We start from the raw sequence: 10,667 nt of genomic DNA, 5'->3' as shown, positions 1-10,667 counted from the left end.
CCGCGGCCCGCGGCGTCCTGAACGGCACCGCGAACTTCATTTTGACGCGGATGGCCGCCGAAGGACTGGACTACGAGCACGTCCTCGCGGAGGCCCAGGACCTGGGCGTCGCGGAGGCCGATCCGACGTTCGACGTCGACGGCACTGACGTGGCGCTGAAGTTCGTCATCCTCGCGAACGTCCTCAACGGTGGCGGCTTCTCCCTCGAGGATGCGACGGTCGAGGGGATTCAGGACATCCCCGGCAGCGCCCTCGACCTCGCGGCCGAGGACGGCCGGACGATCCGACTCATCGGCGAGGCGACCCGCGACGGCGTGCAGGTCGGGCCGCGACTCGTCCCAGAGAATGGTGCGCTCGCCGTCACCGGCACGCGAAACATCGTCCAACTCGAGACCCGCAACGCCGGCTCGTTGCACTCGAGCGGGCGCGGCGCGGGCGGCCCGGAGACGGCGACGGCGGTGCTCTCGGACGTCGGTCGACTGTCGGACTGACTCGGCCGGTCGCCTCGTCTCCTATAACGATATATATTATTATAATCGGTTTCTCGGTCGCGAATAGAACAGAAACAAGTCCGATAGCGTTCATTTATTATAATCGTTTATCATGGGCGTAATACCCCGTATACTGAGGAATATTACGTAGGTATATCGACGATCTGATCAAACACGAGACGGACCGTCTCGAAATATTTTTATGCGGAGGATTGGTAGAGGCTATCATGACCGTCGACGAGTTCGCCCTCGCCGCGACCACGAACGATCTGACACGGGAGCCCAAAGCCCGTGACGCTGCTGATCTCCTCGAGTTTCGACTGGACAGTGCCGACGAGCCGATCGAACAGTTAGCCGAGTACGACGGCGAACTCCCGATCCTCGCGACGAACCGCTCGCGCTGGTTCGGCGGTGAAGCCAACGACCGCGGCCGACTGGACCAGCTGATGGCCGCCGCCGAGTTCGACGCCGTCGAGAAGGTCGACGTCGAACTCGAGACGGCCCGGGGGATGCAGTGGGTCTTAGAAGAGTTTCGCGACCAGGACGTCGAGCTGGTGATCTCCTTCCACGAGTTCGACGAAACGCCGTCGCAGGAGGTCCTCGACGCGATCATCGCCGAATGCGCGGAGTACGGCGACATCGCCAAGGTCGCCACGTACGCCGAAGACCGCAGTGACTGCCTGCGGATCCTTTCTGCGATCGACACGGCCACCCAGCAGGGCATTCGCGCCGCCGGCATCGCGATGGGCGAACTCGGAAGCCACACGCGCGTCATCGGCCCGCTGTACGGTTCGGCGCTCGGCTACGCGCCACTGGAATCCGACTCGAGCGAGTACGCGCCGGGACAGATTCCCCTCCACCGGATCGACTCGCTGATCAAGATGATCGACGAGAGCGGTGCTGACAGTCGAATCTTCGATCAGTTAGACGAGGAGTATCCGACGCAGCAGGAAGTGACGCAGACAGAATGACTACTCGGTAGATCGGCGATGCAGATATCGACCTTGGGCGTTTTGTAGCTTTCCTTGACCGAATGAATAGTAGCTACTGAGCGTGTCAGTGTTGTAACCTTCGGCCTACATCGCTATGAGCGCAGTCTGTATGAAAGATAGGACAAATCGGGGTTCAGAACAGGACGGAGCCGTTACGCTGCCTCGAAGTAAATCGTCCCGTCCGTCCAGGAATCGGTCCCGAATTCTCGGGTGTCGAGCTCGACAGTCAAAACAAGCTTTTCACCCGGACCCAATTCGATTGAGCCCTCGGCACGTGTTTGTTGGAAGTTGCCGCCGACCATCGACCCGCCTTCAGGGTGTTTGATATCCATGGGACCATCGGTTCCGACACCCGATCCCCAAATCGGATCTTCGCCAGGTTCGCCCGGATCATTGGCGACGCGTAATTGAACAGACTGCGTCCCGTTGTTTTTAACGACGAATAGATCCTCGTATTTCGTGACGGCGTTTCGATTGACGTCTTCGAACGAAAACGCGATTGTCTCAATCTTGTCTTCGGTAACGTACTCGCCCTCATCACCTTCGTACTCTTCGTTCGCATAGAACGCCAGATTGGCACTTGAATCGGCAGTCGTTTCGACGTCAACCGATCGTTCAGCATTCACTGACGAAAATGCACCTGAACCGACGAGCGCACTTGCACCGATTACTGTACTCCCAGCACCGAACAGGAATTTGCGTCGTTCCATATGTCTCACCATTGGTTGCACGCTCGGATTTCCGGCCAATCGTCATGTGACGTCGTTTGCTTCGTATCCGAACACATGCATTCCCACCATGCACAGTACCCATCTTGTGTATACACTGGCAGGAGATTCGACATACGCGGCCTGCAGAGCCGTCTTGATCACTATGACGACGTATATCCAATAGCTACTACTGATTGAGAGACCCGAAATTCGGACCTACCCCCGTGCGTAACTTCTCCCCAACCACAGCTGTATCAGTCTCTTCTCGATGCTCACAGCGACAGTCCCTCTTTGTTGAGTCCACTAGCTCTCTTCATCTTGCTGAGAGCTGTCTAACGGCTGTATTACGAGTCCAACAGGGAACGATTCAGCCGGCAATAGCTGAACGGACCACCATTCCAACCGAGTATGGTTCCGAGGGACTCAAGCGATCTATTCGCTACGCCATCTGAAAACCACGGAACATCGACTACTATAGTAGCTACTGTAAGTCACTGCACATCCGATCGCCCGATAGCGGTACGATCAGTGTATGACTCGTTTCAGCGGCTACTATAGTCTCTATCAATTAAAATGGAAAAGTCGAGGTCCGTATGAGTCGAGCTTCCGTCTCCGCGTTCGAACTCGTCTGTCTCCAGTCGTCAGCCGCCGCTCAGCCCGCCTGCTCACCGTCGCGTTCGCCCGACTCGTAGACGTACAGCGACTCCCCGTCGACGACGTAGAACTCGCCGGTCGGTTCGTCCTCGAGCACGCGCCGATCGCAGTCGATCGCCACGTCCACCAGATCCTCGAGCGTCGACACCTCGATCCGGGACCGATCCCGGATGTCGTCGGGCAGCGAGCCGCTCGAGATCCAGTCGTCGAACGCCTCGCGTTCGTGTTGCGTGCGCACGCGCTCGAGGTCGCGGTCGGCGGGTGCGAGTCTGCCGGTCGCTTTCGTGACCGCGAGTGCGCCGAGCGAACAGACCGACGCGATCGCCACCAGCGCAGGGACGAGCGGACCGAGCAGGCCGCTGAAACCGGCCGCCGAGGTATCCTCGGAGTCGTTTTCGGTTTCAGTCGTCGCGGCGGTCGCAGGCTGTTCGGCGGGTTGCCCACCGCTTTCGTCGACCGCCTCGACTTCGTACGTCGAGTCGTCGGGATCGATCTCGAGGGCGTACGTTTCGACGTGATCGACGGGTTCGCCGTCGATCGTGCCCGTCATCGAAACGGTGGTCGAGACGACGATTTCGGTCGTTCCGACCGAGCTGTCGAGGCTGTCCTCGACTGACGCCGTGTCGTTTATCGTGGCCGGAACGTCCAGCGTCACGTTCGTCGCCAGTTCCTCGCCGGGTGCGAGACCTTCTTCGCCGGTCTCCGCGAGCGTTTCGTTGACCGCCCAGTGTTCGTTGCCGTCGTCGCCGACCGACCGGATCACCCGCTCGGTTTCGACGTCGACGTCGACGTCACCGTCGGGTGCGTCGTAGGCGAACTGGAACGTCGCCTCGAGTTCGGGTGCGACCTCGCTGAAGTAGAGCGAGCGGTCCGCGAGGTCAGTGCCGACGGAGAACGCCTCGTTTTCCTCCTGAACGGTCGCGCTGTGTTCGAATTCGCCGCTCGTCGTCCAGGTGTCGGTCGGCTCCGATTCGACGGGGTCGCCGTCGGTCGCCGTGGCGGCACCGTAGGCAGCCCAGCCGCCGACTAACGCGAGCGCCAGTAGCGCGACGACGACCACGACGAACCACTGGTCGAGCGCGGCGCGAAGCCGCACGCGCGTTCGGTCATTGATCATCGTCGATACCTCTCCGTTCGGAGACGTCAATCGAGGGTTGCGTTATTGTACTCATTTGAGATATCCTCCGGTCGTGTCAGAGCGACGCCGCGAGCGCGTTCTGATGGTCCCGACGCCCGCGACCAGTGCGAACGGGGCGACGATTAGCCCGGTAACGATCCCGGCCGTCGTGCCCGTCGCTACCCACGGGTGAATCGCGTGTAACTCGGCGACGATCGGCGACGGAAGCACCGCAAAGTACGAGCGTTCGGTGTGTGACCGAAGGTAGTAGCCCGTCTCCGGCGGCGCCGTGTAGGCGACGCTCAGCGTCTCGCTGTCGCCGTGGTGAAGCGTCGTTCGCTCGTCGACGGCGACGCCGTCGCTGGCCGGCTCGGCGATCGTCACAACCGGTAACAGTCCGTCGTTTTGTAGTTCGTACTCGTGGTGTTCGGTCTCGCCGGCCGGAATGACGTCCGGCCGATCGGAGTCGAACTCCGCGCTAACGACGCCCATTTCGGTCGATCCAGACATGGCGACCGTGGTTGCGACCGCAACGACGAACACGATCACTCCGAGCGCGAGAACGAGTCGGCGGGCGTCGAATACGTCACTGCGCCCTCGCGTCCGCGAGCGCGAGCGGTCCGCCGCCCCACGACGGTCGCGAACGGCGGAGACGCCGATCACTAGCAGACCGAACGCGAGCAGGAGCGTTGCGAGTCCCTGCGTTCCGAGGACCGCCGTCGTTCCGAGCGCCGAGGCGAGCGTCCATTGAGCCGACTCGAGACCGTCCTCGAGGCTCATCACTGCCGTTCCGAGGTGGGGGATCGTCACCACCTCGCCGTTGATCTGTAGTGCCTGTGCCTCGATCTGTCCGTCGGTGACGTGGGGCTCGTTGCCATCCTGATCCGTCACCGGATTCGCGTCGCCGCGGGTGACGTAGCCGTGGTCGGTTTCGTCGACGACGCGATGGGTCGTGAGTCCGCCACCGTCGATCTCCTGGGCGTCGTAGACGACGACGTCGCCCGGTTCGGCGGAGCCGGAAACGGCGGCCGGCACGGCGACGTAGCCGTCGCCGGCGTCTATCGTCGGCTCCATGCTCCCCGTTTCGACGTAGCCGAGGCCGACCGGCACGCCGAAGACGTGTCCGACTACCAGTAGGCAGACGAGCAGTGCGATAGCCCCGCCCACTCCCCAGTGAACGATCGCTTTCCAATCCCAGTTCGGTTCTCCCATGTGTTCCCCAGTTCCGACGCGACACCGATTGCCGACCGCGTCGGCCCGTACGACGCGTCGGTCGGTCCAATACGAGAGTCGGGTTTTGCTATGAACTCGCTTCGACCGCTGCTGGACGGGCCTGCAGTTGCAACGTCCGGAGTTAATCAGGAGAATATGCCTCGGCGACCATCCCCACAGTGCGTTCGGGTACCTCTTGAATTGGTCACGACCGTCTTGAACGTCGAATATGTGGTAATTTATTCGTCAACCCGCCACAGTATATTTGTTTGATATCGAACTAGTCTGTTTATTGGAAGATCTAATTGCCGAATGAATGGACGAATTTGGATGTTTCCAACTAACTAATATATCGTCTGTCTTTTCGTCGACCGGGGATGGATTGGGTTAGCGATAGCAGAGTATCGGGGGACGATACTGAAACACGATCGGAGGGATTGACGCGCGACGAGATATTCACGGTGCTCAGCAACAGACGGCGACGCTGGGTGTTGCACTATCTCAAGCAGCGCGAGAACCAGCGTATCGATCTTCGGACGCTCGTCGATACGGTCTCGGCGTGGGAGTTCGAGACGCCAGCGGACGAACTGCCCTGGAAGAAGCGAAAGCGAATCTACACGGCGCTACGCCAGTCGCATCTTCCGACGCTCGACGACGCCGGCGTGATCGAATACGACAGGAGTCGCGGTGAAGTCGAACTCACTGAGGACGCGCGAACGGTGCGGATGTACCTCGAGTACGTCCCGGACGACGACATTCCCTGGAGTCAGTGTTATCTCGGGCTCTCGGGAGTGGCCGTGGCGATTACTGGGCTCAGCTGGCTATCGGTGTACCCGTTCGCTGATCTGTCCGGGCTCGCGCTCGCGACGATTCTCGCGGTGACGTTTACCGTAACGGCGATCGTCCACGTCTATCACACGCGACGGGGACGGCTCGGGATGGGGGGCCCCGACCCATGACGAACCGGTTCGGAGTCGCGATCACGGCCGTCGCCGTCGCGTTGCTCCTCGTCTCGAGCGTCGGCGTCTCGACGGTCGCACTCGATCGAGCGGTTACGATCGACGTGGTCGACGACGACGAGGCCGCGGTCGGGTTCGAAACGGTCGATACCGACGCGGGCGGCGAAGAACTCAACGTCACGAATCGCATGAGTCAGCCGCTGGAACTCGAGCGACCGGCGACCGCGACGCCGAACGCCGGGAACGGATCGGTTTCAGTCTCCGGTGACGACGATGGGACGATCGACTCCGGCGAGACGGTAACGCTGTCGGTCGAAGACGTCTGTGACGGGGGCGACGATGTCGCAATCGATATCGAACTGATCGGCGACGGCGTCTCTGTCGAGCGAACGGAAGCGCTCGCGTGTCCCGGCTAGCGAGGACAGTGAGGAATGCGGGACCAGCGGGGCTCACGTCCCTGGAACGGTCGCGGCCGGTACCCTTGCGTGTGGCCGTTCGTGAACGAAACAGAAATCGGAATGTTAAGGGCGGGGGTCCCCTATCACCACGTACGATGACATGGCTCCGCGCGATCTTCGCCGCCGGCCTCTCGGTGTTCCTGCCCGGTGCGGGACACCTCGTCCTTCGTGAGTGGCTTCGCGCCCTGCTCTTTGGCAGCCTCTACTTCGCGACGGTCTGGCTCTTCTTCCCGATCGAGGAGATGGCCGCCGCGGGATCGACCTCCGAAATGATGGACCTCGCCGCAGACGTCGATATGCTCTCGCAGTTGACGCTCATCTTCGTCACACTGATCGCCGCGCTCGACGCGACCTTCCGAGCGCTTGGCTATCCGCCCGAGTCAACCGACGACGGCGATGCCGGCCCCTCCTGTCCCCACTGCGGGAAGGAACTCGACGAGGACCTCGAGTTCTGTCACTGGTGTACGACCCGCCTCGAGCCGGAAACCGGCGACGAGAACGCCGACACGACGGAGGAGGAGCCGGTTCGTTCGTAGTTCGTAGTTTGTGACTCGCCAGTTGTCGTCTGCTGGCCGACACCCCTCGAGTCCTCGGCCCGATCCGTCGACTGAGACGTCGAAGTCGATCGTCGACGGCTGCTACCGCCCGTCGACGTGTGGACCGTGACGCGACCGCAGCGCCGTCTCACGTCGTCTCTTCGTCGGCCGTTCGATCGATCGTAATCGACCCGTTGCCGGCGCGGACGATCGTCCCCGCGATCGGCGCGTGCTGTGCGATGCTGATGCCGTCGGTCGGTCGGGCGACCATTTCGCCGATTTCGACGGCGTCGCCGACGCGAACGATCGGTTCGCTCGGCGTAACGATGCCGTCGAAATCGGGGTTCGTGATCAGCGGGACCTCGACCCTATCGGGGCGGAGTCCCGCGGTCGGCTCCGTCTCGTGAACCGACTGTTTCCAGGCGGCCGGCGCGAGGACGTTGACCCGCCCGCCGCTGCCGAGTCTGTTTTCCGCGACGACGGACTCCTCCATGACCAGCAGACCGTTCGTCCGCTTTCGCACGCCGAATCGGTCGGGCGAATCCGCGATTTCGAAACACCAGCCCGGGCCGCCGTCGAGGATGACCTCGTTGTCGTCGAGGCCGTCCGTTCGACCCGCGGCCTCGAGCAGATCGGTCGCCGGCGTTCCGATCGGGACCTCGAGGAACCGATGCGTCGGGACGCGGCCGTCGACGTGGACGAACTTCGTCGTCATCGGTTCCCCCTCGACGAGCGCCCGGTAGACGTTGTAGAGGGTCTCGGTGTTCTGGACGAGCCAGCCGTGGTCCATCGGGAGATCGTCGCCGCCGATGACGACGTTCGCGACGAGTCGCAGAAGGACGCTTTCCATCCCGTACTCGTATCGATCGTCGGTGTAGGCGATCACGATTCCCGTCTCGTCGTCCGCGACCGGCAGGTCGTCGGGTTCGTAGATCGTCGCCCCCGTCGCCGCCTCGAGTTCGGGCAACCACTCCTCGCGGTCGGTTCGCTTGGCGCCGATCACGATTCGGTCGAACGCGGCGTCGAGGAGGCCGTCGAACAGCCCCACCAGTTCGTCGACTCGCTCGCGGCCGAGCCACTTGTCCATGTAGTAGTTCGGTTCGCTCTCCTGGTGGTTGACCAGCAGCGAGTCGACCTCGGCGAGTCGGTCCCACTTCGCGTAAGTCGGAAAACCGGCACCCCCGGCGCCCGCCAGTCCGGCGGTTCGGAGCGTCGTCGCGAACTCGGGCTGTTCGACCGCTCGGATTGTCTCTCGAGTAGCGCTCATGATACAGCTAGGGGAACGGTAACAAGTCTCATAGTAGTTGTCCGCAATCGACTACACTTACCAGACAGAATGATGGTCGATCTGTCTATCGGTGTAGGATAGACACACTCTCACTAGAGGATTCAAACAATCGGTCAGGAGTGGACGGTTCGAACGCGGACGATAGGGTGGGTCTCCGAACCCAGCTATCGCTCTATCGAGGGCTCCGCGAAGCCGTCACTTCTCGATAATGCTCTCTTCGACGGCCTCGCCGAAGTGGCGGGCCGTATCCTCGTAGTAGAGCAGGAGTTCGTCGCCGGCCTCGAGGTCGGTTACGGCGGTCCGCCCCTCGCGCGTCGGGACCTTGATGGTCTCGGCGTTCTGGAGCAGGGTTTCGACGTGGTCACCGTCCTCGGTTTCCAGGGCGATTCGGAACATCGGTCGCTTCTCGATCTTGACGCGGCCGACGATCGCTTCGCGGGTGTTGCCCGCCGTGTCGACGACCTGGACCTCGTCGCCACTCTGGAGTTCCGAGAGGTACTTTGTGCCGCCGTCCGGCGTGCGGACGTAGGCGTGGACGGCGCCCGCGTTGACGCGGAACGGTCGGGAGGCGACGTAGGGAGATTCGGCCGTTTCGGCGTGGACGAAGACCAGTCCGCGGGCCATCGAGCCGACGAGCATCCCTTCGTCGTGTTCGAGCAGGTTACCCGTGTCGACGCAGACTCGATCGGCGCTGCCGACGGGTTCGACGTCGAGTACGTCCGCGTACTCGAGGTCGAGACTCTCGCGTTCGGCCTCGTCGCGGACCTCGACGGTTTCGCGGATCTGGTCCGGATCGTCGGAGTCGATCAGGACGGAGTCCGCGCCGATTTCCAGGGTCTCGAAGGCGGTCTTCGCTTCCTCAGCGGTGGTGACGCCCGCGACGAGGTCGGTCTCCTCGCCGATGCGAGCGATCAGGTTCTCGAGCGGGATGATCGTCCAGTCCTCACCGATGACGATGGTGTGGTCGGCCTCATCGGCTGCGGTCTCGGCGAACTGTTCGTACTCCTGGCCGAGAATACGGACGTAGGCACCACGTTCGAGGTCGCCGTCGCGGCGACGGAGCGTCGAGAGGTCGGCCGACCCCGAGAAGTCCTCGGGCATGTCGATCGTCGCGTCGCCCTCGCCGTCCTTGCCGACGACGACGGCGTCGGGTTCGGCCGCCGGTTCCTCGTCTTCGTCTTCGGCGTTGTCGACCAGCGTCACGTCACCGTCGGTACGGAAGGCGGCGACGTTGATATCGCCGAGTTCGCGCACGCGTGCGACGTCGTCTTCATCGACCAGTACCCAGTCGGCACCCGACTCGAGGGCGGCGGTAATCCGCGCTCGGCGGGCGTCCCAGTCGCCGACGGCGTCGTCGGCTTTGACCCAGACAGATCGCGTCATAAATCCACCGTCGAAGGGCACTGGCTTGAACGTGGCGAATGCTGCAGGGGATGCGATTGGACGCGAGTGCTCATAAAAGTGGCAATTGTAACGATAGTAACGATGGTACTGATACTTTCGGAGAAGTGAATAATGTGGGGCCGGCCGACCCATCAAATATGGGGCAGCGACACACCCAGATGAGCGAGGAGACGACGACTGGCGACCTGACCGTCGACGACGCAGTCGGTCGACTCGAGGCCGACGACGTCGCCGCCGTCGCTCGCGCGGCGTTCGACCACGCCGGCGAGTTGGCGGCGCTACAACACGGTCACGCGGCGGCCGCGATCGGTGCCGCTCGCCTCGCGACGCGACGCGATCGACGCCCCACGATCGAACGTGGGGCGATTTCGACGGCGTTCGACGACGTGGATCCCGACGATGTCGTGGCGGCCGAGACGGTGCTAGCGCGCCATCTCGGCTCGCCGGCGCCGACGGCGGCGATTCGGTCGCTCCGTCGCCGACTGATCGTCGCTCGAGAGTTCCTCGCTGCCGTCGAGCGCGGCCGTGTCGCTGCCCCCGAGCTCCCCGACTCGTACCTGGCCGACGAGGCGCCGTTCCTGCTCGCCCGAGCGGCGAACGGTCCCGTCTGCCGAGACGACCGCGAGTCGACGCTCGACGCCACGGCCCTCCGGGCTCACGTCGAGCGCCTCGAGGCCGATCTCGAGTGTGCGCGGCTGGGTCCCCGTCTCGCCGCGCTGGTCCGCGCCGAGGAGTAGGCGCGGGGCCACCCCGCTGACGCTTCGGCCCTCCCACACCGATGGCTCGCTCTTCCACCCGCTGGCGCTTCGGCCCTCCCACACCGATGGCTCGCTCTTCCACCCGCTG

Annotated in this window: 10 protein-coding genes and 1 pseudogene; 6 read left to right on the top strand and 5 right to left on the bottom strand. The window is 62.8% G+C overall.

The window, feature by feature from the left end; all coding sequences use genetic code 11:
- Together C493_RS05050 and C493_RS05045 are read left to right on the top strand one after the other, a co-directional pair.
- Positions 1-491 (top strand): annotated as a pseudogene (locus C493_RS05050) (homoserine dehydrogenase); the annotation flags it as partial.
- A 227-nt stretch (positions 492-718) separates the two neighbouring features.
- Positions 719-1,462 carry a type I 3-dehydroquinate dehydratase gene (locus C493_RS05045; protein WP_007258332.1) on the top strand — a complete coding sequence of 248 codons (744 nt, stop codon included), beginning with the start codon at positions 719-721 and terminating at the stop codon, positions 1,460-1,462.
- Between the two features lie 173 nt (positions 1,463-1,635).
- Here the strand turns inward: C493_RS05045 and C493_RS05040 are convergent, their stop codons facing one another.
- From C493_RS05040 to C493_RS05030, 3 genes are all read right to left on the bottom strand, one after another.
- Positions 1,636-2,193 (bottom strand): hypothetical protein, encoded by a 558-nt coding sequence (locus C493_RS05040; protein WP_152421099.1) that lies wholly within the window; start codon positions 2,191-2,193, stop codon positions 1,636-1,638.
- Positions 2,194-2,845: 652 nt separating this feature from the next.
- The gene (locus C493_RS22980) at positions 2,846-3,964 is read right to left on the bottom strand and encodes a DUF5305 domain-containing protein (RefSeq protein ID WP_007258330.1); all 1,119 of its coding nucleotides are present in this window, start codon (positions 3,962-3,964) and stop codon (positions 2,846-2,848) included.
- Between the two features lie 51 nt (positions 3,965-4,015).
- Positions 4,016-5,176, bottom strand: a complete 1,161-nt coding sequence (locus C493_RS05030; protein ID WP_007258329.1) for a S24/S26 family peptidase — start codon at positions 5,174-5,176, stop codon at positions 4,016-4,018.
- A 461-nt stretch (positions 5,177-5,637) separates the two neighbouring features.
- On the opposite strand from C493_RS05030, the gene C493_RS05025 reads away from it, so the two are divergent.
- The 3 genes from C493_RS05025 (at position 5,638) to C493_RS05015 (ending at position 7,129) form a co-directional block, all read left to right on the top strand.
- Positions 5,638-6,135, top strand: coding sequence for a DUF7344 domain-containing protein (locus C493_RS05025; protein WP_241430875.1), 498 nt, complete (start codon positions 5,638-5,640; stop codon positions 6,133-6,135).
- Positions 6,132-6,551, top strand: coding sequence for a hypothetical protein (locus C493_RS05020; RefSeq protein ID WP_007258327.1), 420 nt, complete (start codon positions 6,132-6,134; stop codon positions 6,549-6,551). Before C493_RS05025 ends, C493_RS05020 begins: the two co-directional genes overlap by 4 nt.
- A 137-nt stretch (positions 6,552-6,688) precedes the next feature.
- On the top strand, positions 6,689-7,129 hold the full coding sequence (locus C493_RS05015; protein WP_007258326.1) for a zinc ribbon domain-containing protein: 441 nt from the start codon (positions 6,689-6,691) through the stop codon (positions 7,127-7,129).
- 148 nt (positions 7,130-7,277) lie between these two features.
- On the opposite strand, the gene C493_RS05010 is transcribed toward C493_RS05015, so the two are convergent.
- Positions 7,278-8,396 carry an NADH dehydrogenase gene (locus C493_RS05010; RefSeq protein WP_007258325.1) on the bottom strand — a complete coding sequence of 373 codons (1,119 nt, stop codon included), beginning with the start codon at positions 8,394-8,396 and terminating at the stop codon, positions 7,278-7,280.
- A 216-nt stretch (positions 8,397-8,612) separates the two neighbouring features.
- A complete protein-coding gene (locus C493_RS05005) occupies positions 8,613-9,800 on the bottom strand; it encodes a 3-dehydroquinate synthase II (RefSeq protein ID WP_007258324.1) in 1,188 nt (395 codons plus the stop codon).
- 158 nt (positions 9,801-9,958) lie between these two features.
- On the opposite strand from C493_RS05005, the gene C493_RS05000 reads away from it, so the two are divergent.
- A complete protein-coding gene (locus C493_RS05000; protein ID WP_049889141.1) occupies positions 9,959-10,558 on the top strand; it encodes a hypothetical protein in 600 nt (199 codons plus the stop codon).
- The last annotated feature ends 109 nt before the right edge of the window (positions 10,559-10,667 follow it).

Origin of the sequence: Natronolimnohabitans innermongolicus JCM 12255 (assembly GCF_000337215.1) — an archaeon.
In the GTDB taxonomy this organism is placed as follows: domain Archaea; phylum Halobacteriota; class Halobacteria; order Halobacteriales; family Natrialbaceae; genus Natronolimnohabitans; species Natronolimnohabitans innermongolicus.
This window is presented reverse-complemented; position numbering and strand designations above follow the sequence as displayed.

Coding starts and splice junctions, on each gene's coding strand:
- C493_RS05045 (WP_007258332.1), top strand. CDS start 719: ATGACCGTCGACGAGTTCGCCCTCGCCGCGACCACGAACGATCTGACA.
- C493_RS05040 (WP_152421099.1), bottom strand. CDS start 2,193: ATGGAACGACGCAAATTCCTGTTCGGTGCTGGGAGTACAGTAATCGGT.
- C493_RS22980 (WP_007258330.1), bottom strand. CDS start 3,964: ATGATCAATGACCGAACGCGCGTGCGGCTTCGCGCCGCGCTCGACCAG.
- C493_RS05030 (WP_007258329.1), bottom strand. CDS start 5,176: ATGGGAGAACCGAACTGGGATTGGAAAGCGATCGTTCACTGGGGAGTG.
- C493_RS05020 (WP_007258327.1), top strand. CDS start 6,132: ATGACGAACCGGTTCGGAGTCGCGATCACGGCCGTCGCCGTCGCGTTG.
- C493_RS05015 (WP_007258326.1), top strand. CDS start 6,689: ATGACATGGCTCCGCGCGATCTTCGCCGCCGGCCTCTCGGTGTTCCTG.
- C493_RS05010 (WP_007258325.1), bottom strand. CDS start 8,396: ATGAGCGCTACTCGAGAGACAATCCGAGCGGTCGAACAGCCCGAGTTC.
- C493_RS05005 (WP_007258324.1), bottom strand. CDS start 9,800: ATGACGCGATCTGTCTGGGTCAAAGCCGACGACGCCGTCGGCGACTGG.
- C493_RS05000 (WP_049889141.1), top strand. CDS start 9,959: ATGGGGCAGCGACACACCCAGATGAGCGAGGAGACGACGACTGGCGAC.